This is a genomic window from Stenotrophomonas sp. INTA L402-1 (assembly GCF_059295135.1).
Genome location: NZ_JCAFWP010000043.1, coordinates 1 through 24,234, shown reverse-complemented (window position 1 = coordinate 24,234; position 24,234 = coordinate 1). Strand labels below are relative to the sequence as shown.

The 24,234-nt window shown below is 65.5% G+C and carries 19 protein-coding genes and 1 pseudogene; 10 read left to right on the top strand and 10 right to left on the bottom strand.

The genetic code is table 11. From position 1 onward, the window contains the following. Positions 1-23 precede the first annotated feature (23 nt). Entirely contained in the window at positions 24-1,322 is a 1,299-nt protein-coding gene (gene hmgA, locus AC5O77_RS18980; protein ID WP_368849969.1) for a homogentisate 1,2-dioxygenase, read from the bottom strand. Positions 1,323-1,407: 85 nt separating this feature from the next. Beyond that, positions 1,408-2,520: a 4-hydroxyphenylpyruvate dioxygenase gene (gene hppD / locus AC5O77_RS18975; protein WP_176433087.1), complete on the bottom strand. Its 1,113-nt coding sequence runs from the start codon at positions 2,518-2,520 to the stop codon at positions 1,408-1,410. Positions 2,521-2,586: 66 nt separating this feature from the next. On the opposite strand from hppD, the gene AC5O77_RS18970 reads away from it, so the two are divergent. Beyond that, on the top strand, positions 2,587-3,144 hold the full coding sequence (locus AC5O77_RS18970) for a MarR family winged helix-turn-helix transcriptional regulator (protein ID WP_005411341.1): 558 nt from the start codon (positions 2,587-2,589) through the stop codon (positions 3,142-3,144). 82 nt (positions 3,145-3,226) lie between these two features. Here AC5O77_RS18970 and AC5O77_RS18965 read toward each other — a convergent pair whose 3' ends face one another. From AC5O77_RS18965 to AC5O77_RS18950, 4 genes are all read right to left on the bottom strand, one after another. Beyond that, the gene (locus AC5O77_RS18965; protein ID WP_478057497.1) at positions 3,227-4,366 is read right to left on the bottom strand and encodes a hypothetical protein; all 1,140 of its coding nucleotides are present in this window, start codon (positions 4,364-4,366) and stop codon (positions 3,227-3,229) included. Positions 4,367-4,592: 226 nt separating this feature from the next. Further along, positions 4,593-5,198: a thioredoxin family protein gene (locus AC5O77_RS18960; protein ID WP_478057498.1), complete on the bottom strand. Its 606-nt coding sequence runs from the start codon at positions 5,196-5,198 to the stop codon at positions 4,593-4,595. Positions 5,199-5,217: 19 nt separating this feature from the next. Next, positions 5,218-6,717, bottom strand: a complete 1,500-nt coding sequence (locus AC5O77_RS18955) for a peptide MFS transporter (RefSeq protein WP_262205994.1) — start codon at positions 6,715-6,717, stop codon at positions 5,218-5,220. A gap of 181 nt (positions 6,718-6,898) precedes the next feature. Continuing rightward, the gene (locus tag AC5O77_RS18950) at positions 6,899-7,774 is read right to left on the bottom strand and encodes a tryptophan 2,3-dioxygenase (RefSeq protein ID WP_121504224.1); all 876 of its coding nucleotides are present in this window, start codon (positions 7,772-7,774) and stop codon (positions 6,899-6,901) included. A 335-nt stretch (positions 7,775-8,109) separates the two neighbouring features. On the opposite strand from AC5O77_RS18950, the gene pdhA reads away from it, so the two are divergent. The 5 genes from pdhA to AC5O77_RS18925 all read left to right on the top strand — a co-directional run bounded on the left by pdhA (position 8,110) and on the right by AC5O77_RS18925 (position 13,247). Then, positions 8,110-9,192, top strand: a complete 1,083-nt coding sequence (gene pdhA / locus AC5O77_RS18945) for a pyruvate dehydrogenase (acetyl-transferring) E1 component subunit alpha (protein WP_180838401.1) — start codon at positions 8,110-8,112, stop codon at positions 9,190-9,192. Then, positions 9,185-10,252 (top strand): alpha-ketoacid dehydrogenase subunit beta, encoded by a 1,068-nt coding sequence (locus tag AC5O77_RS18940; protein ID WP_019338598.1) that lies wholly within the window; start codon positions 9,185-9,187, stop codon positions 10,250-10,252. Before pdhA ends, AC5O77_RS18940 begins: the two co-directional genes overlap by 8 nt. Position 10,253: 1 nt before the next feature. Then, positions 10,254-10,607: an SH3 domain-containing protein gene (locus AC5O77_RS18935; protein WP_012512332.1), complete on the top strand. Its 354-nt coding sequence runs from the start codon at positions 10,254-10,256 to the stop codon at positions 10,605-10,607. Beyond that, positions 10,604-11,992: a dihydrolipoamide acetyltransferase family protein gene (locus tag AC5O77_RS18930; RefSeq protein ID WP_478057499.1), complete on the top strand. Its 1,389-nt coding sequence runs from the start codon at positions 10,604-10,606 to the stop codon at positions 11,990-11,992. Before AC5O77_RS18935 ends, AC5O77_RS18930 begins: the two co-directional genes overlap by 4 nt. 214 nt (positions 11,993-12,206) lie before the next feature. Beyond that, on the top strand, positions 12,207-13,247 hold the full coding sequence (locus AC5O77_RS18925) for a hypothetical protein (RefSeq protein WP_494507065.1): 1,041 nt from the start codon (positions 12,207-12,209) through the stop codon (positions 13,245-13,247). Between the two features lie 36 nt (positions 13,248-13,283). Here AC5O77_RS18925 and AC5O77_RS18920 read toward each other — a convergent pair whose 3' ends face one another. Further along, entirely contained in the window at positions 13,284-13,670 is a 387-nt protein-coding gene (locus AC5O77_RS18920; RefSeq protein WP_197587329.1) for a VOC family protein, read from the bottom strand. A 353-nt stretch (positions 13,671-14,023) separates the two neighbouring features. On the opposite strand from AC5O77_RS18920, the gene AC5O77_RS18915 reads away from it, so the two are divergent. Further along, entirely contained in the window at positions 14,024-15,496 is a 1,473-nt protein-coding gene (locus tag AC5O77_RS18915; RefSeq protein ID WP_478057501.1) for a S1 family peptidase, read from the top strand. A 55-nt stretch (positions 15,497-15,551) separates the two neighbouring features. Here the strand turns inward: AC5O77_RS18915 and AC5O77_RS18910 are convergent, their stop codons facing one another. Both AC5O77_RS18910 and AC5O77_RS18905 read right to left on the bottom strand, forming a co-directional pair. Further along, a complete protein-coding gene (locus AC5O77_RS18910; protein ID WP_478057502.1) occupies positions 15,552-16,259 on the bottom strand; it encodes a helix-turn-helix transcriptional regulator in 708 nt (235 codons plus the stop codon). Next, the gene (locus AC5O77_RS18905; RefSeq protein WP_478057503.1) at positions 16,259-16,894 is read right to left on the bottom strand and encodes a Rossmann-fold NAD(P)-binding domain-containing protein; all 636 of its coding nucleotides are present in this window, start codon (positions 16,892-16,894) and stop codon (positions 16,259-16,261) included. Before AC5O77_RS18905 ends, AC5O77_RS18910 begins: the two co-directional genes overlap by 1 nt. A 105-nt stretch (positions 16,895-16,999) precedes the next feature. Between AC5O77_RS18905 and AC5O77_RS18900 the strand changes: the two genes are divergently transcribed. Continuing rightward, the gene (locus AC5O77_RS18900) at positions 17,000-18,538 is read left to right on the top strand and encodes a GGDEF domain-containing protein (protein WP_253144325.1); all 1,539 of its coding nucleotides are present in this window, start codon (positions 17,000-17,002) and stop codon (positions 18,536-18,538) included. A 355-nt stretch (positions 18,539-18,893) separates the two neighbouring features. Here AC5O77_RS18900 and AC5O77_RS18895 read toward each other — a convergent pair whose 3' ends face one another. Continuing rightward, positions 18,894-19,820 (bottom strand): DUF808 domain-containing protein, encoded by a 927-nt coding sequence (locus AC5O77_RS18895; protein WP_478057504.1) that lies wholly within the window; start codon positions 19,818-19,820, stop codon positions 18,894-18,896. Positions 19,821-20,027: 207 nt separating this feature from the next. Here AC5O77_RS18895 and AC5O77_RS18890 point away from each other — a divergent pair. Further along, positions 20,028-21,674: pseudogene (locus AC5O77_RS18890) on the top strand (ABC1 kinase family protein); the annotation flags it as partial. 244 nt (positions 21,675-21,918) lie between these two features. Further along, entirely contained in the window at positions 21,919-24,024 is a 2,106-nt protein-coding gene (locus AC5O77_RS18885; RefSeq protein ID WP_478057505.1) for a phosphoglycerol transferase I, read from the top strand. Positions 24,025-24,234: the final 210 nt, after the last annotated feature.

Genomic DNA, 24,234 nt, shown 5'->3' with positions numbered 1-24,234 from the left:
TCCCCTCCGTCCCCTTTTCCGGATCAGCGGAAGTTGTTGCGCAGGCCGTTCCAGCACTGCTGGTAATCGCCCTGGCGATGGCCGGCGGCCAGCGCCTGTGCGGTCGGGCGGATCACCGCGCGGGTCTCGAACATGAAAGCCATCGTGTCCTTGATCACATCGGCCTTGGACAGGTCCGCATTGGAGGCCTTGTCGAAGGTCGGCGCGTCCGGGCCGTGGCCGCTCATGCAGTTGTGCAGCGATGCGCCACCCGGCACGAAGCCTTCGGCCTTGGCGTCGTAGGCGCCATGCACCAGGCCCATGAACTCGCTGGCGATGTTGCGGTGGAACCACGGCGGACGGAAGGTGTTCTGTGCTACCAGCCAGCGCGGCGGGAAGATCGCGAAGTCCATGTTGCTGGTCCCCGGCGTGTCGCTGGGCGAATGCAGCACCAGGAAGATCGACGGATCCGGGTGGTCGTAGCTGATCGAACCGATGGTGTTGAAGCGGCGCAGGTCGTAGCGGTACGGCGCGTAATTGCCATGCCAGGCCACCACGTCCAGCGGCGAGTGGTCGATCGGCGCACGCCACAGGCGGCCCTCGAACTTGGCGATCAGTTCGAAATCACCATCGACATCCTCGAACGCCGCGTGCGGGGTTTCGAAGTCGCGCGGGTTGGCCAGGCCGTTGGACCCGATCGGACCGAGGTCCGGCAGTTTCAGCAGCGCACCGTAGTTTTCGCAGATATAGCCGCGGCTCGGGCCATCGGGCAGTTCGACGCGGAAGCGCACGCCGCGCGGGATCACCGCGATCTGCTGGGGCTCGATCTCGATCACGCCCAGCTCGGTCAGCAGGCGCAGGCCGCCCAGCTGCGGCACGATCAGCAGCTCGCCATCGGCATCGTAGAAGTAGCGGCCGACCATGTCGCGGTTGGCGGCATAGAGGTGGATGCCCACGCCGGCATGCGCGTCGGGCGAGCCGTTGCCACCCATCGTGTACAGGCCTTCGACAAAGTCGGTCGGCAATTCCGGCAGCGGCAGCGGGCTCCAGCGCAGCTGGTTCGGCGAGGCCGGCTGTGCGCCGAAATCACACTGCAACCGCGACTGCGCGAACGGGGTGAACTCGCCATGGGTCACCGCCGGACGGATCCGGTACAGCCAGCTGCGGCGATTGCTGCCACGCGGCGCGGTGAAGGCGGTGCCGGTCAGCTGTTCGGCGTACAGGCCGTGGGCCACCTTCTGTGGCGAGTTCTGCCCGACCGGCAGCGCGCCGGCGACGGCCTCGGTGGCGAATTCGTTGCCGAAACCGGACTGGTAGCCGCGGGCGGTGATGGCGGTGGACATGGAAACTCCAGAGATTGCCGGCCAGCGGCCGGCACTACCATTCGGACAGGCAATGTCGGCGGGAGGCCGACATTGCCTGCAGACCTTACAGCACGCCGCGGCGGATCTGATCGCGCTCGATGCTCTCGAACAGCGCGGTGAAGTTGCCTTCGCCGAAGCCTTCGTTGCCCTTGCGCTGGATGATCTCGAAGAAGATCGGGCCGATGCAGTTCTGGGTGAAGATCTGCAGCAGCTTGCGCTGGTGGGTTTCCGGATCGGCATCGATCAGGATCTTGTTCTTGGCCAGGCGCGCCACGTCTTCACCGTGGTTCGGCACGCGCTGGTCGATCACGTCGAAGTAGGTCTCCGGCGTGTCGAGGAAATCCACGCCCTGCGCACGCATCGCTTCGACGGTCTCGTAGATGTTCTCGGTGAAGCAGGCGATGTGTTGGATGCCTTCGCCCTTGTACGCGTCCAGGTACTCGTTGATCTGGCTCTTCGGGTCGGACGATTCATTCAGCGGGATGCGCACGATGCCGTCCGGCGCGGTCATCGCCTTGGACACCAGGCCGGTCTTCAGGCCCTTGATGTCGAAGTAGCGGATCTCGCGGAAGTTGAACAGGCGCTCGTAGTAATCCGACCACTGCTGCATGTTGCCGAAGTACAGGTTGTGGGTCAGGTGGTCGATGAAGGTCAGGCCGAAGCCCACCGGGTGCAGGTCGGCACCGGCGATCGGCTCGTAGTCGCCGTCGAAGATGCTGCCGGCGCTGCCGTAGCGGTCGACCAGGTACAGCATGCAGTCGCCGATGCCCTTGATGACCGGCGCGCTGACCGCCTTGCTGTCCGGCTTGAAGGCGATGGCTTCGGCGCCGTTGCCCAGCGCGGTCTGGTAGACCTCCTGGCCCGGCTTCTTGAAGCGGATGGCGAAGCCGCAGGCGCACGGGCCGTGCTTTTCGGCGAAGTCCGAAGCGAACGAATCGGGGTCTTCGTTGACCAGGAAGTTGACGTCGCCCTGGCGATAGACGGTAATCGGACGCTGCTTGTGCTTGAGCACCGCGCTGAAGCCCATCTTCCGGAAGTACTCGTGCAGCTCCTGGCCACGGCCGGCCGGGGCGGCGAATTCGACGAACTCGAAGCCGTCGATGCCCATCGGGTTCTCGAAGGTGGTGACCTGCATGCCGGGGTTGGGGTGCGAGGCGGTCGGGACTGCGGTATTCATGGCGTGGCTCCGAATCGGTACCGCATCGGTACAAACCAGGTGCGGGCAGGTAGGGACCCGGCGAGAATGCAGGGTCTGGACCTACCCCTTATAGTTACACTTGAAACCACCAGCAAGGTGCACCGCAACATGAGCCCCGCCGATCCCGTTTCGACCCGCCTGCGTTCCTCGCACGTCCTGCTCGACCTGGAACAGTTCCTGCCGTACCGGCTGAGCGTGCTGTCCAACCGGGTCAGCGGCAACATCGCCAAGCTATACGGCGATCGTTACGGTCTGGCGATTCCCGAGTGGCGGGTGATAACCATCCTGGCGCTGTACCCGGGCTCCTCTGCCAGCGAGGTCTCCGACCGCACGGCAATGGACAAGGTGGCGGTCAGCCGCGCCGTGGCCCGCCTGCTGGAGCGCGGCTTCATCAAGCGCGAGACCCACGGCGACGACCGCCGCCGCTCGGTGCTGGCGCTGTCGGCAGCCGGTTTCGAGGTCTACGAGACCATCGCGCCGATGGTGATCGAGATCACCCGCAAACTGATGTCGGTGCTGAGCGAAGAGGAAGAGCAGGTGCTGGAAAAACTGATCCTCCGCCTGGCCGGCGAAGGCCTGGAGCGGATGGGCGAAGGGGTCTGAAAGAAAAAAGGGGACGGAGGGGATTAAGCCGCAATCGGCACATATGTGCGTGATACGACTTAATCCCCTCCGTCCCCTTTTTTCAGCTCAGATGCTTGCGCCGCGCATGGATCCACGGCACCGCCAGCGCAGCGATGGCACCGCCGGCGAAGCCCAGCGATGCGGCAACCGTGGCCGCTTCAACCGCGCCCGGCAGCGCCAGCGCGGCAGCCACCAGCAGCAGCGACGGCAGGCCGACGAAGGTGCCCAGGAAGAAGTGCCAACGCGGTGACCAGGTGTTGAGCTGCAGCAGGCTGACCGGTTGCCAGGCGTCGGATGCGGCATCTTCAGCGATCTTCGCCACGACCTTGCCCAGGTCCACTTCCGGCAGCGCGCGCCCATGCCGTGCGGTCGCCAGCAGTTCGGCCACCGCCTCCACCGGCGGGAAACTGGACGGCCACGCGACCGGTGCCGGCACGCCGTAGGCGGTCAGCAGCGGCACGCTCAGCCACGGCGCCACCAGCGGGCGCATGCGGCGGCGGCCATGCACGCACCAGATCTGCGGCTGGCCGTGCGCGGTGACGCTGTACAGCGCCAGTTCGTTGGCCGGTGGATAGCCGAGCATGGTCACCCGCGCGGCCAGGCTGTCCTGGCCCATCGCGCGCAGGAAGCCGGGGCGGCTGCGCCCTTCCTGCATCCACGCCAGCCCCAATGCACCCACCAGATAGGCCTCCGCCACGTCCTTGCTGCCGGCGCTGGCGCGCTCGTCGCTGGCCAGGTACCAGGCCAGCGATTTCGGTTCGGAGACATCGTCCAGGCCCCAGCGGCTGTCGTCCCCCAGCACATGGCGCACCGGCAGGCGCGCCGACGCGGTTTCACCACGTTCGCCTGGCTGCAGGAACGGCAGCACGCCCTGGATGAACGTGGACAGTTCGATGGCCCGCACGCCATGGCCCTGCCATTCCGGCGGCAGCAGCCCGGCCAACTGGCCGTCGGCGGCCAATGCATCGAGCCGTGATTTCTGCTCGACCAGTTTCTGCACCGCCCCCTTCAGCACCACGTTGTCGGGCAGCGCGATCTGCGGCAGGCGGTGACGCGGCGGTGCCAGTTCAACGGTGTCCTCGCCGGTACCGGCGTCATCCAGCAACGCCTCCTGCGGCGGCAGGGTCACGCCCTCGCCTGCCCCAGCCTCGGCCAGGTCGCTGGCAGGTTCGGGCAGTCGTTCGGCGTGGTCGCTGTGCATGGGCGTTCCGGAAGGTTGCATCGACGGGATGTCGACTGAGGTCCTTGCCGGTAACGGCGTACGTGCGGTGAAGTTGAGACGCCGATTCAGAGAGTGTGACGGCGCGCGCAATCGACCCACTTCATGCGTGGATGTGCCTCAGTGCCGACCAACGGTCGGCACCCACCGGGGGTGGCGGTCAGCCGTCGGCATCCACCGAAGCTGCCGGTCAGCGGTCGGCACTACCCTATTCCGGTTTGTCAGGTGCCCACTGCTTGAGGAACGCGGTCACGCGCGCGGGCTGGAAGGCTTCGCCCTTGCGCAGCTCGCCGGTCGCCTGCGACACCAGCAGTCCGCCATCGGCATCGAGTACCAGCAGGTACGGGTAGTCGCGTTCCATCATCGGGAACTGGGCGAAGAAAGCGGTGTTGGGCTCTTCGTCGCTGGCGTTGACCTTCACCCACACGTAGTGGGCATCGCGGAAGCGGCGCAGGTCGCCGTTGCCTTCCACCAGTTCGTCCAGCGCCTGGCAGCGATCGCAGGCGGCGTTGCCGACCTCCAGCAGGATGCGCTTCTTGCCGCGCTGGGCTTCCACCTTGGCGGTGGCCAGGTCATTGGCCGGGTCGCGGGCCGGGTCGAACTGTGCGCCGAGCCCGGCGATGGCGGCGATGTCCGCCGCCACCGGGGTGTTGCCCGAGGCCACCGGTTCGCTGGGGTCAGCGACCGGTGGCTCGGTGGGTCGGGTATCCAGGGGCTGCGTGGGCTCGGCGGCAGCAGGCGGTTGCGGTTGGGAACAGGCGCCGATCAGCGCCGCACAGACCACCACCACTGCACTACCGAGCTTGCTACGCATGCCTTCTACCCTCTCATCATCATTTGACGCCGTGCATCAGCTTGTTGATCAGCGGGGCGACCAGGAACAGCACCACGCCGGAGCCGATCAGGGCCCAGAACCCGAAGGTATACCCCTTCAGTGCCGACTCGACCGTCATGCCGCCTTCACCACTGACCACGCCGGCGAAGATGCCCGACAGGTTGTTGCCGATGCCGGTGGACAGGAACCAGCCACCCATGCCGAAGCCGACCAGGCGCACCGGGGCCAGCTTGGTCACCATCGACAGGCCGATCGGCGACAGGCACAGCTCACCCACGGACTGGATGACGTAGACCATGAACAGGGTCCAGAACGGAATCTTGCCGTCCACCACCATCTGCGACAGCGCGTACATCAGCAGGGCGAAGGCAGCACCGTTGAACAGCAGGCCGAGGCCGAACTTGCGCGGGATGGACGGATTGGCGCGGCCCAGGGCCACCCAGATCCAGGCAATGATCGGCGCCAGGGTGATGATGGCCACCGAGTTGACCGACTGGAACCACGCGGTCGGGAAGGTCCAGTCACCCATCTGGCGGTTGACGATGTTCTCGGCCAGGAAGGTGAACGAGCTGCCGGCCTGTTCGAAGAACATCCAGAACATCACGTTGAAGGCGAAGATGATCAGCATGGCGATCACACGGTCGCGCTGCACCTTGCCTTCGCGGATGCCCTCGACCAGCAGCAGGATGGCCAGCGCGGTGAACATCGCGCCCAGGATCCAGGCCAGCGCGGTGGCGCCAGTGGCCAGCAGGAAGTAGGCGACCGGGATGGCGACCACGGCACCGACCAGCACCATGATGATGCGGCCGAAGCCTTCAGCGCCGGCCGGCGGTGCACCGATGCCCTTCAGGCCGGCGCGACCGATGTAGAACCACACCAGCGAGATCAGCATGCCCACGCCCGAGGCGATGAACACGACCTTGTAGGACGGCATCGCGTCGGTACCGAAGACCTTGCGGGCCAGGTACTCGGTCAGCACCGGGGCGATCATCGCGCCGATGTTGATGCCCATGTAGAAGATGGTGAAGCCCGAGTCGCGGCGCTCATCCTTCAGGCCGTACAGCTTGCCGACCATGGTCGAGATGTTGGGCTTGAACAGGCCGTTGCCGACGATGATCGTGGCCAGGCCGAGCTTGAAGATGTGCTCCTGCGGCAGCGAGATCATGAACAGGCCGGCGGCCATGATGATCGCGCCGGTCAGGATCGATCGCTGGTAACCCAGTACCCGGTCGGCCACGTAGCCACCGAAGATCGCTGCGGCATACACCAGGGCCAGGTAGGCGCCGTAGATGCGGCTGGCGTCGCCTTCACCGGCAGCGCTGCCGTTGTAGAACTGGGCGACGATGTACAGCACCAAGGCCCAGCGGATGCCGTAGAACGCAAAGCGCTCCCAGAACTCGGTCATGAACAGCATCCACAACGGGCGCGGGTGGCCCAGCGTGGTCTTGAAGTCCGGCAGCGCCGGCTCTGGGGTGTTCGCAGTGGCGTTTACGCTCATGCGGATTTCCTGGTTCGGTGGATGACGAGCACGTCCGATGTGCAGTTGGAGCAACGCGCGAGGATCACCGACTTCTGGCGTTCACGTCAAATACACGCCGTTTGAGGCAGGTGCCAGCCTGCTCCCTGAACTTGCATCTGAAACGATCCAGCCGCCGGCCGGGATCCAAGCTGAATACGGATCAGCCCTGTTCTGCCGGGGGCCCGGCCTGCAGGCTGGTCCGCACCTGGAACAGTTCAGGGAAGAAGGTCAGTTCCAGCGCCTTGGCCAGGAAGCCCACGCCGGACGAGCCGCCCGTGCCGCGCTTGAAGCCGATCACCCGCATCACGGTGCGCATGTGTCGGAATCGCCACAGCTGGAACGCGGTCTCCAGGTCCACCAGGTCCTCGCACAGCGAATACTCGCGCCAGTAGCGGTCGGTGTCCTGGTAGATGCGTTCGAAGACCGGCTGCAGTGCGTCATCGGCCACATGCGGCTGGGTCCAGTCGTGGGCCTCGTACACCGCCGGGACGGCATGGCCGAAGCGGGCCAGGTATTTCAGGAATTCCTCGTACAGGCTGGGCGCCTCCAGCACGGTGCGCAGCTGCGCCTGCCCGGCCGCATCGTGCTCGAACACCTGCAGCATCTGTGCGTTCTTGTTGCCCAGCAGGAACTCGATGTAGCGGTACTGCAGCGACTGGAAGCCCGACGACGGGCCCAGCACGTCGCGGAAGCCCATGTACTCGGACGGGGTCAGCGTTTCCAGCACCGACCACTGCTCGGTCAGCTGGCGCAGCACCTGCTTGCTGCGCGCCAGCACCTTGCGGCACTGCCAGACTTCATCGCGCTGCAGGAAGCCGATTGCGGCACGCAGCTCATGGCCCAGCAGCTTCAGCCACAGCTCCGAGGTCTGGTGCTGGATGATGAAGAGCATCTCGTCGTGGTGCGGCGGGTTGGACAGCGGCTGCTGCGCGCTGAGCAGCTGGTCCAGCCGCAGGTAGCCGCCATAGGTCAGGCGTCCCTGCAGGTCGGTGTGGATGCCGGCTTCGAGATCGCGTTGGTTGTTGTCGACGGACATGGGTGCGGCCAGATCGGGGGCGGCAAGGGTAGCGCGTTGCCGCCGTGCTGGCAGCCGCCACCTCCATACCCGGGCGTGCGGAAGGCCGTGGAGCATCGCCCGATGCCGGGCCTGCGCGTGGAACCGATCAGGCCGTTGCGCGGGCAGTCAGCCAGAGGCGTATTCTGATGCTTTGCAGCAACGACTGAATACGTTGTTGTTATTGGCCCCCCACCCGCCGGCAGGGGTAAAACGGGGAATCGCCGTGTTGCGGCGCAGGAAGGCTATTCCGTACGCGTTCCTTAACATGGCGATTCATATCATTTGTAACTTCTCTGTCGAAGGTGCAGTACGCAATGACGGTTGCCGCTGAATTCAAGATCGAATACCTGCAGTACCTGGATACGGACGGCAAGCTCGTCCGCGATGACCTGCCCGCGTCGCTGCGCGACCCCAAGGTCCTGGTACCGCTGTTCAAGCAGATGCTGTTCGTACGTACGTTCGACAGCAAATCCATCGCGCTGCAGCGCACCGGCAAGCTCGGCACCTATGCCGCCTGCCTGGGCCATGAAGCCGCGCACGTGGGTATCGGCGCTGCGATGCAGAAGGACGACGTGTTCGCACCTTCGTACCGCGAGTATGGCGCGATGTTCATGCGTGGCGTGCGCCCGCACGACGTGCTGATGTACTGGGGCGGCGACGAACGCGGCAACGATTACGGCGGCAACGCGGCCAAGGACTTCCCGTTCTGCGTGCCGATCTCCACCCAGTGCCTGCATGCCGCAGGCGCCGCGCTGAAGTTCAAGCTCAACAAGGAAGCGCAGATCGCGGTGGCGGTGTGCGGTGACGGTGGCAGCTCCAAGACCGACTTCTATGCGGCACTGAATTCGGCAGGCGCCTACAAGCTGCCGCTGATCCTGTGCATCGTCAACAACGGCTGGGCCATCTCGGTTCCGCGTTCGGCCCAGACCGGTGCCGAGACGCTGGCGCAGAAGGGCCTGGCCGGTGGCCTGCATTGCCTGCAGGTGGACGGCAACGACCTGATCGCGGTGCTGGCGGCAATGGAGCAGGCGCGCGAACGTGCGCTGGCCGGCGACGGTGGCACTGTGCTGGAACTGATGACCTACCGCCTGTCCGACCACACCACCGCCGATGACGCGCGCCGCTACCGCGACGACGCCGAAGTGAAGGACGCCTGGCAGCGCGAGCCGATGCTGCGCCTGCGCAAGTACCTGATCAACGCCGGTGTGTGGAGCGAAGAAGAGGAAACTGCTTGGGTCGCCGAATGCGGCACGCGCGTGGACGAGGAAGTGAACCTGTACCTCAACACGCCGGTGCAGCCGGTCGAGGCGATGTTCGACTTCCTGTATGCCGATCCGCCGCCGGACCTGCTGGCTCAGCGCGCCCAGGCGATCGCCCTGGAGAAGCGCCATGGATGAGATCAAGAACGGCGCGCCCGGCGCGCACACCAACGCCGCCGACAGCGCCGCCGTCGCGCGCGGAGAAGAGAGCATGACCACCACCCCCATCACCCTGATCGAAGCCATCACCCAGGCACTGGCCTGGGAGCTGGAGCACGACCCGTCGGTGCTGGTGCTGGGCGAGGACGTGGGCGTCAACGGCGGCGTGTTCCGCGCCACCGCCGGCCTGCAGCAGCGCTTCGGCTCCGAACGCATCCTCGACACCCCGCTGGATGAAACCACCATCGCCGGCCTGACCATCGGCCTGGCCGCGCAGGGCATGAAGCCGGTGGCCGAGGCCCAGTTCGACGGTTTCATGTACCCGATGGTCGACCATATCGTCTGCCACGCCGCCCGCCTGCGTTACCGCACCCGTGGCCGCCTGCACTGCCCGATGGTGCTGCGCGTGCCGTGGGGCGGTGGCATCCGCGCGCCGGAACACCACAGCGAAGCCAACGAGGCGATCTTCACCAACGTGCCGGGCCTGCGCGTGGTGCTGCCGTCGTCGCCGCAGCGTGCCTACGGCCTGCTGCTGGCCGCGATCCGCGAGCCGGATCCGGTGATCTACATGGAGCCCAAGCGCATCTACCGCCAGTACAAGGAAGTGGTCGTCAACGACGGCGAAGCCTTGCCGCTGGACGTCTGCTTCGTGCTGCGCGATGGCACCGACGTGACCCTGGTGACCTGGGGCGCGCAGGTGAAGGAAGCGCTGGAAGCGGCCGACAAGCTGGCCGGTGAAGGCATCAGTGCCGAAGTCATCGACGTGGCCACGCTGCGTCCGCTGGACTTCGCCACCATCGCCGAATCGGTGGCCAAGACCGGCCGCTGCGTGATCGTGCAGGAGGCCCCGAAGACCGCGGGCTTCGGCGCCGAAATCGCTGCGCGTCTGGCCGAGGAATCGATCTACGACCTGCTGGCCCCGGTCGAGCGTGTCACTGGCTACGACACCCACATTCCGCTGTTCCGCCTGGAAATGAAGTACCTGCCGAGCGTTGAGCGGATCGTGGCTGCGGCCAAGCGCGCGGTGGCGGCCGGCTGACATGCGGGCCCGCCTTCTGGGGGCTTACCGCAGCCAGTATCCCAACCCGCTCCGGTTCCGCACCGGCCAGATCGTCGAAGTAGGTGTCCGTGACGAGGAATGGCCGGCGTTTGCCTGGGTACGCACCAACGATGGGCGCGCTGGATGGGCGCCCATCGCCTGGTTGCAGCTGCTGGACGAGGGTCGCGCCGAAGCCCTGTGCGACTACGACGCCCGCGAGCTGGATGTGGAAAGCGGCGAGATGGTGAAGCTTCATCACGAACACGGCGGGTGGTGGTGGTCCGAGCGCGCCAATGGCGCGACGGGTTGGCTGCCGGCCCGCGAACTGGAACTGCTGGAAGAGAACTGCAAATGAGCCAGACCAAGAACTTCAACCTGCCCGACCTGGGCGAAGGCCTGCCGGACGCGACCATCGTCGAGTGGTTCGTCAAGGAAGGCGATGTGATCAAGCTGGACGAGCCACTGGTCTCGATGGAGACCGCCAAGGCCGTCGTCGAGGTGCCGTCGCCGTTCTCCGGCAAGGTGCTGAAGCTGTCCGGCGTGGCCGGCGACATCATCCCGACCGGCTCGGTGCTGGCCAGCTTCGAACTGGACCCGAACCTGCCGCAGCGCGCCGATGGCCAGGACACCGGCCACAGCCACGGCCATGCCGCACCGGCGGCGGCACCGACCCCGCCGCCGCTGCCGGCCGCTGCCGCACCGGTGGCCGCCGAAGCGGCCAAGCCCGCCGCCGCCGAACGTGATGACGCCGGTACCGTGGTCGGCGCGATGCAGAGCTCCAACGCCGTGCACGCCGAACAGGCGCTGGCCGTCGGTGGCGTCAAGGCCGTGCCGGCCGTGCGTGCGATGGCGCGCAAGCTGGGCGTCGATCTGAGCCGCGTGGCCGCTACCGGCACCGATGGCGCGGTGACCATGGCCGACGTCAAGCAGGCCGCCGCCAACGGCACCGCCAAGATCGGCGCCGCTCCGGCCCCGGCCGCTGCTGCCGCCTATGCCGCGCCGGCCCCGGCGCAGGTGTCTGCCCCGGTGCAGAGCGAAGCCCGCACCCCGCTGTCCGCCGCCGGCAAGCCGATGCGCACCCAGCCGCCGGGCGTGGTCGCCAAGGGTCAGCCGGAACCGCTAAAGGGCGTTCGCCGCAACATGGCGCGCGTGATGGCCGATGCGCACAGCAAGGTCGTGCCGACCACGCTGAACGACGACGCCGACATCCACGCCTGGCTGCCGGGCAACGACGTCACCGCGCGCCTGGTGCGTTCGATCGTGGTCGCCGCACAGAAGGTGCCGGCGATGAACGCCTGGTTCGACGGCGAAGCGCTGACCCGCACCCTGCACGCGCAGGTGGACATCGGCATCGCCGTGGACACCGACGACGGCTTGTTCGTGCCGGCCCTGCGCAACGCCGACATGCTCGATGCACGCGGCATCCGCGAAGGCGTCAACCGCCTGCGCGAGCAGGTGGAATCGCGTTCGATCGCCGCCTCGGAACTGAGCGGCTACACCATCTCGCTGTCCAACTTCGGCATGTTCGCCGGCCGCTACGCGACCCCGGTCGTGGTGCCGCCATGCGTGGCCATCGTCGGTGCCGGCCGTGCCCGCCACCAGATGACCCCGGTGATGGGCGGCGTGGAAGCGCACAAGGTGATCCCGCTGTCGGTCACCTTCGACCACCGCGCGGCCACCGGTGGTGAAGCGGCCCGCTTCCTGCGCGCGATGATGGACGACCTGGCGCTGGCCAGCTGATCGGCCACCTGATCGGTAGGTGCCAACCTTGGTTGGCACGTGAAACTGACTGGTGGGTGCCAACCTTGATTGGCGCATGAAGTGGAGAAACGCCGGGCACTGCCCGGCGTTTTTTTGTGCCTGCTCCGTCGCGCCCCATCTACGCATGGCGCGGATCTACTGGGCTCTCCGACGGTCGGGCGAGAGCGCAAGGCAGCATTTTGAGAATAGTTGCATGGATTCCCAAGAGCAGCTCGATAGCATTGAGCCTCTCTTTGGACGTCGAATCCCCATGTTCGAGACACCGCCCACACTCGAAGAATTCCTGAAGGCGGGCGATGATTTTTTCCGCGCCTCTCCATTCTTCTTACGGTTGACGAGGGATGAGGATCCGTCGGACGCGAACTGGGTCCTCAGCATCATCTTCCTGCGCTGGCTCGCTCGAAATCGCGCGTTCCTCGACGCATCGGTCGGCTCTACGGTGGCCGCCGCACCCTCGCCGGCAGATACCTTGGCATGCATCGAAGCTGCCTTCCAGGACGAAATCCCCGGCGCTGCGTTCGACCCGGAATTGTTGGAGTTCACCGTTCGCTACTTCTGCATGGCTGCCCCCTACTTGTCGGACTTCTTCTCGTTGTTCCCTCAAGACGCCATACCTTCGCCGGACGCCATGTGGGACAAACAGGAGCAGGTGTACGCAATTATCGACTTCCGTCTGCAGTCATGGCGCAATGGCGAGCCCATCGTCCGGGCGCTCATCGCCAGAACCGATCAACAAGGGGACGCCGAACCGGCTACGCCGCTGGACGCTGACGTCTGGATCTCAACGCTGGCAACGCTATCGGATGCTGCGGTCACCCACGAAGGCTGCTGTGCATACGCCGACCACTTCTACAGACCTCTGACAAAACCACCGTCATTGGAAGTCGTCCTGGCAGTCATGAGGGAGTTTCTTCGCGACCCACCACATGATGCGTCGATCATGACTGCAACGGACAACTTCCTGTCGGATATTCCGTTCTCCCGCTACATCAAAGCCTACTCCATCCTCGCACCTGAACTGCTGGACCGTTCTTCAGATGCCGCGCTCAATCTGTTTGATTATCCAGGTTGTGAACTGACGCCCCGTCAGATACGGCAGTTCATCAGGGAACTCAGGCGATGCAATCCCGGCCGCGATGTGGTCGCAGAGCTGGCCCAGCTGGCCATTGAGTGGGATTCGGAAGACGACGAGACATTTTCAATCGTCATCGAAGCAGCGCAGAAGCAAGGGTAGGTCCAGGAGCCGGCAAATGCCGGCTCCCTCTCTGAATCAATCGCGCGCGACCATGCCTTCGGCACGGCTGTACACACGCAGACGGTGTCCATCCGGGTCTGCCCCGACAAAAGTGTGGCCGAATTCCAGTGTCACCGGTGCCTGCAGAATCCGCACGCCGAGCCCGCGCCACGCATCGTGCATCTGCTGCACGGCCTCCGGGTTGCCGACCACCATTGCCAGTTCGGCGGCACCGGCCTGTGCGGACACCGGCGGCTGCACGTCGTCGCGTTGCCACAGGCCGAGTGCGGCGCCATCGCCGAGCAGGAACAGTGCGAAACCGGGCGACTGCTCGACCGGTGGCTTGCCGAGAATGCCGCTGTAGAACGTGGCGCTGGTGGCGACGTCGCGCACGTACTGCAGCAGGGTGCTGGGCGTGAACATGGGGAACCTCCGTTGTTGGGAGCGATCATGGTGGAACACGTCTGCTGACAGATTCTGTCAGTAGATCAAGCAGATGAAGTCGACCGGGTAGAGTCGATCGTCGTTCGAACATCTCGCGTATTGCGGGCACTTCCGCCATCGGATGGAAAAACAGGCGACCCACTGTGATCTCGCGACATATCGCAAAGCCAAGTCATGATGGGAGCTGTCGTCGGCGATGGACCTTCGCTCTTTTGGAGCCCCCCGGACCAATCAAAGGGAGACGCAGTTACCAGTTGCAACAGACAGAAGTGATTTAGAGTCAAATGCAGACGGAACGCAACTTCACATAATACACATGAAAAGGAAAGTTCATGACCACAATACGCAGATATCTCCCGTTATTGGCAGCCATCATCACCGCTTCTCCCGCCTTTGCGGACGACGCCCCCAAGGATGTGGCAATACAGCACTACGCGGAAACCATGCACATAGGCACGTTCGAAGCCGCGCAACGAATGGATGCGGAACGGGCCGCCGGTAAACTCAGCGCACGGCTTCAGAGGGAGAAGCCTGAGACGTTCGCCGGCCTTTACATCGAACACTCCCCTGAATTCAGGATCGTCGTGAAGTTCACTGGCGATGCCTCGGGCCAACTATCTGCCTATACCAAAGATCGCCTCTACGTCGCGGAAAATTCGCCACGCTCTCTCGAGCTTCTCCGCGCCACCCAGGCGGAAGTGTCCGAGCAGCTCGTCAAGGCGGGCATCGAATTTGCGGCCACGGTAGACATAAAGAATTCCATCGTCGAGGTATATGTACGCGATCCCGATGCCGTACGCGCCAGACTTTCCAATCTTCTCTCCGTCGTCGACTTCATCCGCGTAAAAGAGACCACAGGTTTCATAGAGCCAACAAACAGTGTGGCGGGCGGGCGGCGACTGGAGGGCTACCAGCAGCAACTCTGCACAGCAGGCTTCAACGTGGTCGAAACTGCAACTCGCGAACTAGGCTTGGCCACTGCCGGTCACTGTGACAACGACAATTATCAACGCAACCCAACCGCTCGCATTCTGTTCAAGAGTGAACGCAACAAAGGATCTTACGACGTTCAGTGGGGTGCACAGCAGCGTGGCGGCGTCATCTTCTCCCAGTCGAACGAAATCATTGTCGATGGGGAAAAGCTGGCGATAACCGATGAGGCATCACTTGCCGACATGACACCAGGCACAACGGTCTGCAAGTTCGGCGTAACGACCGGTCGCACATGCGGATCCATCAAAGACGCAGAGTTCGCAGCCAACTGGAAGGGGGAAGCCGGCACCTACGTCCAAGTCGTCAGCCTTGATGGAACCGTGATGAACAAAGGCGGCGATAGTGGTGGTCCCGTCTATGCCGGCAACTCCGCCTACGGCCTTGTTCATGGCAGGGGAAACGATGGCTCTCCTTGGGAGAATGACCTTTTCTTCATGCCCATAGAGAGAATGTCCACCCTGGGCGTCGCTACCCTGACGAAGCCATTTCAGCTGGACAGCGTTCCGAACGTGTCTGGAACAGGCGCCAGTGTTACTGCCACGATGAACTTCAGTGGGTATCCGAGGTTTCCGGTATACATCAACCTGGAGATCGTGACGTGTCCCGCCGGATGGATCTGCGTCGGGGGGCGCGCCAAAGTCGATAAGAACATTCCATCCCCCATCACCTTCACTTGGGGTTGTACACCCAGTAAACCTGGTGAACCCCAAGTTTCGAGAGTCAGGACATTCTTGGAAGATGCGTCGGGCCTCGTAACCCAGGCCATAGAGTCGACGATTACCTGTACCACCCCTGTCTCCCCCGGCACATAGCCAACCAGCTGTGTAAGCCCACCACGTTGATGCACAGCGCCATTCCTCATTGTGGCTACGAACGGTCCAGCCAGTCCGGTGCGATGCTCTGCGCCTTCTGCCAGCGTCGCAGCAGGGTGGCGCGTGGCACGAGGTAGTGATCCTCCAGCACACGCGCCTGGCGGATGCGGTCCAGACGGAAATGGCGGAAATCCTCGCGGCGCTCGCACCACGCCGCCAGCATCGGCACCTCATCGAAGTAGCCCAGCGCGAACGGCCAGACGATGCGCTCGCTGCGCTGGCCGTGCGCGTCCTCGTAGCCGAACTTCAGGCGCTGCTGTGAACCCACTGCTTCGCGCACGGCCTGCAGACGCGCAGCCGGCACCTTGGCCGCAGCGCGCGAAGGGCCAACGCGCAGGCCACTGTCACGCAAGGCTTCCCGGCGCGCTGCTGGCAGCACATGCGCGATGCGCGCCAGGGCATCACGCGCTGCCTCGGCCAGCGCCGGCTCGGTACGCGCCGCGACCCAGCGCAGGCCGAGCACCAGCGCGTCGATCTCGGCGGGTGGCAGGGTCATCGGTGGCAGGGTGTCGCTCGGCGCCAGCTGGTAGCCAACGCCGGCCTCGCCACGCAGGTCAGCGCCCTGCTCACGCAGGGTCTCGATATCGCGGTACAGCGTGCGCAGGCTGATGCCCAGCGCTTCGGCCAGCGTCTGCCCGGCCACCGGTCGCCGATGGCGGCGCAGCAGCTGCAGCAACTGGGTCAGGCGCAGCGCACGTGACATCAGCCGACCAGTGCGCTCGATGCAACCACGTGCTCACCCGGCCGCGGGGCCAGCGCGGCCTCGACCAGTGCCTTGGCGATCTCGCTGGCCGGGTTGATCCGCCACGCCCGTGGCAACATCGACCCCAAAGCACCCAGCACCATCAGCGCCAGGCGCTCGCCACGACGCACCTCGTTGCGCTCGCCCCCGATCAGCCCTGGGCGGACCAGGGTCAACGAATGGAAGCCCAGCGCACGAAGGTCACGCTCCAATTCACCCTTCACCCGGCTGTAGAAGATCGACGACTGCGGGTTGGCACCGGCCGCGGAATTCAGCACATAAGTCTGCGCACCCTGTGCCTGTGCGAGCCGCGCGAACGCCAGCGGGTAGTCATGATCGATGCGGTGGAAAGCCTCGCGGCTGCCGGCCTGGGCAATGGTGCTGCCGAGCGCGCAGATGACCGCGTCCACGCGCGCCCATGCTGGCGAAGTGGGCAACGCGTCGAAGGCCAGCACCGGGTTCTCCAGCGTCCCGTGGGTCATGCCCAGCGGGCGGCGGGTGGGAGCGACCACGGCACTACAGCGCGGGTCGTCCAGCAGCCTGGACAGGGTCAGCCCGCCAACCAGCCCGGTCGCCCCCAGCAACATCACGCGCATCACCACCTCCACTGCGGCATCCTGTCGCCCATCCTAGCCGTTCAAGCCGTCGGCGGCCGCGCCGATATGCTGGAACCAGTCCCTGCCAGCCCCAGGATTCGCTCCATGACGGACCAGCCCGACCACCGCCCTGCCCCCGGTACCGCCCTTGGGCCGCCGGCACGCGTGCGCGCGGTGGTGGACGATGGGCTGGGCGACCGCGTGGTGCTGCAGGGTGGCGGTGGCGTGGCCCTGCAGCAGCTGTTCGCCGGGGCCGACGCACCGGAGCCGCTGCTGGCCGCGTTCGCCAATGGCATGGCCACCCTGCCCGGCGAACTGGGCGACATGGGCGACCGCCTGCAGTCGGCGCAGGCCAGCGCCGATTGGCCGCGCTATGGGCGCGCGATGCGGCAGCTGATCGACAAGTACATCCGCACCATCGAACAGCATTCGCCGGATGGGCAGCCGGAAAGCCTGCGCCTGTCCGAGCAGCTGCGCCTGCTGCTGGGCGGCGCGGTGGTGGCCCTGCTGCAGCACGATCCGGACCTGCGCGAGCAGGCGCAGACGCTGGCCATGCAGCTGCGCCAGTGGCAACCGGGCACGGCGCTGGAACCGATCGAACAGGGCGTGCGCGAGCTCGGCCACCAGGTCGGCGTGCGTGCCGAGAGCTGGCAGGAGCAGCAGGCGCTGCTGCTTGAGCTGTTCGCGCTGCTGCTGGAGAACGTGAGCGAGCTGCTGGATGACCGCAGCTGGCTGCAGGGCCAGATCGCCGCAGTACGCCAGCTGCTGGACGGGCCGTTGGAAGCTGAGGCGGTCGAGCGCACCCGCGCCGAGCTGCGCGAAGTGATCTACAAGCAGGGCCTGCTGCGCCAGGGCATCGACGATTCGAAGGCGGCGATGCGCGGGCTGATGGGCGAGTTCATCGAGCGTATGGACGGCATGGCCACCAGCACCGGCGAATACCACGACCGCATTGGCAGCTATGCGCTGCAGCTGCGCGAAGCGCGCAGCATCGCCGACCTCAATCAGCTGCTGCAGGACGTGATGCGCGATACCGGCAAGGTGCAGCAGCAGGCCGCACAGGCGCGCGATCACCTGGCCAACGCGCGGCAGGAAGTGGAGCGTGCAGAGCAGCGCATTGCCGAGCTGGAGCAGGAACTGCGTGCCGCTGGTGACCTGGCGCGTATCGATCCGCTGACCCAGGCGCTGAATCGACGTGGCCTGGACGAACTGCTGCAACGCGAGCTGGCCCGCGCCGCGCGCAACAACTCGCCGCTGGGCGTGGCGGTGATCGACCTGGATGATTTCCACCAGACCAACGATGCACATGGCCATGCCGGTGGCGATGCTCTGCTGCAGCACCTGGTAGCCGTGTGCAAGCTGCTGCTGCGCGCCACCGATGGCATCGCGCGGCTGGGTGGCGACGAGTTCGTGCTGGTGCTGCCGGAGACCCAGGGTGCCGACAGCATGGCCACCGTGCAGCGCCTGCAGCGTTCACTGGCGCACCGCGTGCTGACCGTGCAGGACCAGCGCGTGCCGGTGCACTTCAGTGCCGGGTTGGCGCAATGGCAGCCCGGCGATGACACCGAAGCGCTGCTGCGGCGCGCGGATGACGCGCTGTATGCGGCCAAGCGGCAGGGCAAGAACCGGGTGCAGGCGGGTTGATCGCCCGGCCCACCGCGAACCGCTTCGGTAGGTGGCAACCTTGGTTGGCACACGCCGGGGCAAAGCGCCGACCAAAGTCGGCCTCTACCAACGCCAAGGACAGCGCTTTGGTAGGTGCCAACCTTGGTTGGCACACGCCGGGGCAAAGCGCCGACCAAGGTCGGCCTCTACCAACGCAAGGGACAGCGCTTTGGTAGGTGCCAACCTTGGTTGGCTCACGCCGGAACAAAGCGCCGACCAAGGTCGGCCTCTACCAGCGCAAAAGACGGCGCTTCGGTAGGTGCCAACCTTGGTTGGCACACGTGGAAACAATGCGCCGACCAAGGTCGGCCTCCACCGGGCAATGGGCCGCCGCTTACTTACCGCGCAGCTTCTGGAAGCCGGTCACTGCCGCCAGCACGATGGCGCCGGCGATGATGCCCACCACCATATTGGCCGCAGCGCTGATCAGCCAGCCCCACTGCCCTTCGCCACCCAGCGCCTGCACCGCGTGGTGCAGTGCCGGCACGTTGTGCACCAGGATGCCGCCGCCCACCAGGAACATGGCGATGGTGCCGGCCACCGACAGGAACTTCATCAGCCACGGCGCCGAGGCCACCAGGCCGCGACCGACGGCGGCCACAGCCCCACCCTTGCGCGACAGGTACAGGCCGACGTCATCAAGCTTCACGATGCCCGCGACCAGCCCATAGACGAAGACCGTCATCGCCAGTGCAACCACGGCCAGCGTGACCACCTGGTTGGTGAACGGCGCGGTGGCGACCACGCCCAGGGTCAACACGATGATCTCGGCCGAGAGGATGAAATCGGTACGGATCGCGCCTTTTACCTTGTCCTTCTCCCACGCCACCATGTCCACCTGGGTATCGGCCAGCGCCTTGCGGCGTTCGGCCTGATGCTCGGCATCGTCGTCAGCCGAATGCAGGAAGCGATGCGCCAGCTTCTCCACGCCCTCGAAGCAGAGGAAGGCACCGCCGATCATCATCAATGGCACGATCAGCGGCACGTTCCAGCCACGGCTGTGCAGCCACGCCTCCAGTGCACTGATCGCCAGCGCCGCCGGTACCAGGATCACCTTGTTGACCAGCGAGCCCTTGGCCACCGCCCACACCACCGGCAGTTCGCGGTTGGCGTTGACTCCGGTGACCTGCTGCGCGTTCAGCGCCAGGTCGTCACCGAGCACACCGGCGGTCTTCTTCGCCGCAACCTTGGTCAGGACCGAGACGTCGTCCAGCAGGGAGGCGATATCGTCGAGCAGGGCGAACAGGCTGGCACCGGCCATGGGGCGTCCAAGTGAGGGAATGAGCGGATTCTGACCGATCCGGCGTGGACTGCGGAAGAGATCGGGTTCACCGCATGCCTACCGCCCCCCGGCGACACTGCGTAATCCGGACATTGCCGGCCAGCGGCCGGCACTACCGTCTTTGCCGCATGGGAGTTCCGCTTGAGCAATCCGCCCACCGCCAATGGCAATCCCCCGCTGGTCAAGGGCATGAACCGGCGCAGCCAGATCCTGCGCCTGCTGATGCGCTACCGCCATTCGGGCGTGTTCTCGGGCATGAACCTGGACGCCGCCAGCAACCAGGCCGACGTCCCCGCCGATGGCAACCCGGAACAGTTCGTCAGCGACCTGGAAGCGCTGGGACCGACCTTCGTCAAACTAGGCCAGATGCTGTCCACCCGCCCGGACATGGTGCCGGTTGAGTTCGCCACGGCGCTGGAGCGCATGCAGGAAAAGGTGGCCGAGATTCCGGTCGAGCGCATCCATGCCATCGTCGAACAGGAGCTGGGCGCGCCGGTGAACAAGCTGTTCGCCGCGTTCGATCCCGAGCCATTGGGCTGTGCCTCGATCGCGCAGGTGCATCGCGCGGTGCTGCACGATGGCCGCCAGGTGGCGGTGAAGGTGCAGAAGCCCGAGGTGGCCGCGCAGCTGCGCTCGGACCTGGAGGCACTGCGCAGCTTCGCGCTGGCCGCCGATCACCTGACCCAGGTCGGCCGTCGGGTGCGCCTGCGCGACTGGCTCAACGAGTTCGCCAAGACCCTGATGCAGGAGCTGGACTACCACGCCGAGGCCGAGAACCTGGCCCGTTTCGGCCGGCACCTGAAGCCGTTCCGCCGCCTGTGGATTCCGCAGCCGCTGTGGGACTACAGCAGCCAGCGCGTGCTGACCATGGAACTGGCCACCGGCGTGCGCGTGGATGCGATTCCCGATGTGCGCCGCACCGAACAATCGATGGACCCGCTGGCGGCGGCGCTGATCCGCGGCTACCTGGACCAGATCTTCGTGCATGGCGAGATCCATGCCGACCCGCACCCGGGCAACCTGCGGGTGATGCCCGATGGACGGCTGGCGATCTTCGACCTGGGCATGGTCGCGCACATGCCGCCGCGTCTGCGCGAGCGGCTGCTGAAGATCCTGTTCGCGGCGGTCGATGGCCGTGGCGAGGAAGTAGCCGACGATCTGATCAGCATCAGCACGCGGCTGGAGGCCTTCGACGAAGAGCGTTACCTGCGCGAGACCGGCCAGCTGATCGCGCGCTACGCCGCCAGCGGTAGCTTCTCCGAAGGCCGCGTGGTGCTGGACATGGTGCGCATCGCCACCGCCTGCGGCCTGCGCACGCCGCCGGAACTGAGCCTGCTGGGCAAGGCGCTGCTCAATCTGGAAACCGTGTGCCGGCTGCTGGCACCCGAGCTGGAAACCCGCCGCATCGTTGAGCGCCAGCTGCAGCACGTGATGCGTGCGCGCCTGAAGAAATCGCTGTCTGCCGCCAACCTCGCCAGCGAGGCGATGGAGCTGCAGCAGCTGCTGCGCGATGGGCCGCGCAAGCTGTCGGACATCATGGCGCTGTTGGCCGAAAACCGCCTGCAGATGAAGGTAACCGGCCTGGAAGAATCGCGGTTGATGGAGAACCTGCAGAAGATCGCCAACCGCGTGGCTGCCGGCATCATCAGTGCCGCATTGATCATGGCTGCGGCGATGATGATGAAGATCGACACCGGCTGGCACCTGTTCGGCTACCCGCTCATTGCGCTGATTCTGCTGTTCATCGGCGTGGTGCTCGGCCTTGGCATCGTGACCAGTGCATTGCTGTTCGACCGTCGTGCGCGGGCACGCGAAGAACGCGGGCATCGCTAGCGCATCAGCGAAAACCGCCGTATTCATGCGGTTTTTAATGTAATCCAACGAAGCCCTTCACGCTCGTTTTACCTTCTGAGCGAGATTGCGCGCGTGTTATTTCAACAAACATTTCAGTCAGGTTCGTGCATGCACTATCGGGTCATCGGCCTGTCATGTGCATGTGCTTGTGGCAGCGTCGGTCGGATGGACACGCGTCGGTACGACGTCCATCACCACCACCCCGTCACTGCCGAAGCTGCCTATGCTCTGGATACTGCTGCTGTCGTTGTTGCTGCTGTGCTGGTTGTTCCTCGCGTCCGACAAGTGGGTGTGGTGGAAGGCTGGTGCATTCTCGCTGCTGCTGCTCATGCTCAGCGCGTGGTGGCTGATCGACAAGCTGTCCGGTGATGGGCTCAATGCCGCCACCCTGTACCACCTGGGCGCCGACATGGAAGGCGCCGGTGTCTCCGACTTCAAGGGCTATATCGCCGGCTTCATCGTGCTGGCGCTGGTCTCGCTGCTGCCGCTGTTCGCCACGCGGGTGAAGCGCTGGCGCCGGCCCGGCCACGGTGGCGCATTGTTCGCCGGTTTCGCGGCCGTGTGGGTGGCCACGATCATGATCAGTCCGCTGGCCCGCGACGGCCAGCGCCTGTACCAGCAGCTGCGCCCGGTCGACTTCGCCCGCATCGCCCCCGAGTACCAGGTGCCGACGCAGCCGCTGCAGCGCCCGCGCAACATCGTCTGGATCTACGGCGAAAGCCTGGAACGCACCTACCTGGACGAGGCCGTGTTTCCCGGCCTGATGCCCAACCTCAACCGCCTGGCGTCCGAGTCGCTGGACGTGCGCAACCTGGCCTCGGCCGAGGGCAGCGGCTGGACCATCGCCGGCCTGGTCTCGTCGATGTGCGGCGTGCCGCTGACCACTTCGCAGGGCGATGAGAACAGCATGGACCGCATGGGCAGCTTCCTGCCCAAGGCCGTGTGCCTGGGCGATTACCTGAAGCAGCAGGGCTATACCAACCACTATCTGGGCGGTGCCAACGGCCAGTTCGCCGGCAAGGGCCAGTTCCTGGCCAGCCATGGTTTCGATGAAGTGCATGACCTGGCGTGGTTCAAGCAGCAGAAGAAGATCGGCCGCATCCACTACTCGGCCTGGGGCGTGCACGATGACGTGCTGCTGGATACCGCCTACCAGCGCTTCGAGCAGCTCTCGCGCGCCGGTTCGCCGTTCATGCTGACCACGCTGACCATGGACACCCACCACCCGGCCGGTCATCTGCCGGTGTCGTGCAAGGGCGAGCGCTACCAGAGCCAGTACGGCAACATCAACATGCTCAACGCGCTCAAGTGCAGCGACCGGCTGATCTCGCAGCTGGTGCAGCGCATCCAGGCCAGCCCGTACGGCAAGGACACGCTGATCGTGATCGCCTCCGACCACCTGGCGATGCCCAACGATCTGACCCACATTCTGACCCAGCAGAAGCGCGAGAACCTGCTGCTGTTCCTGGGGGAAGGCATTGCCCCGCAGCAGCTCAGCGCCGACGCCGGCACCACGCTGGATTCCGGTGCGACCCTGCTCAGCCTGCTGGACCGGAACCTGAAGACGATGGGCTTCGGCCGTTCGCTGATCGACAGCCAGCGCGCGCCCAGCGCCAGCGTGGCCACCCGGCGCGATGGTGGCCGCGATTACCCGCAGTACCTGGCCTTCGCGCGTTCACTGTGGCTGGGCGAACCGACCCGCGAGCTGAAGATCGATGGCGACGACCAGGTGGTGGTCGGCCTGCAGCACGTGCAGCCACCGGTGTTGCTGGAGTACGACAAGGACTGGAGTTTGAAGTCCGTGTACCTGGAAAACACCTCACGCCAGTTCGACGATGCCAACCCGGACAACACCCTGGCCTACGTCGACCGCTGCACCGCGTTCGAGGACGGCTCGGCCGACGGTGACTGGTGCGCCCTGCTGGTCAACCGTGACAACGGCATCAAGCTGTACCGCGACAATGACCTGCGTGGCGGCATTGCCGTGGATGCACCGCTGGATGCGTTCCAGGGCCCGCGCCCGAGCGTGCGCCAGGCGCACATGATCACGCAGAAGGGCCGCCGCACCCGTGCCGGCCAGTACATGCTGCAGCTGGTGGCGAGCACGCGCCCGGATCGCGGCTTCTGGATCGAGGCGGTGTCCTCACAACGCAAGGTGGTGCTGGCCCAGCAGTGGGTGCAACCCGATGCCAATGGCAAGATCAACGTGTCATTCGGGCTGGACCACGAAGTGGATGATCTGGAGATCCGCGCGTGGTTGAACCACGCCGAAAAGCTTGCGGTGGACACGTTCGCACTGGTGCCCTCGCGCAGCCGACCACGAGGATAGGGTTCTTTGCAGGGCTGCGCCCTGCACCCGTGGTAGTGCCGGCCGCTGGCCGGCAACCTCAGAAGCAACAGCAACAGCGGGCATTCCGTGGGATTGCGGGGTGGGGGGGGGGGGGGGGGGGGGGGGGGGGGCCCCGCCCGCGGGCCACCCCCCCCCCCCCCCCCCCCCCCCCCCCGGCTAAAAAACACACCCCCCCCACCACCAGAGGAC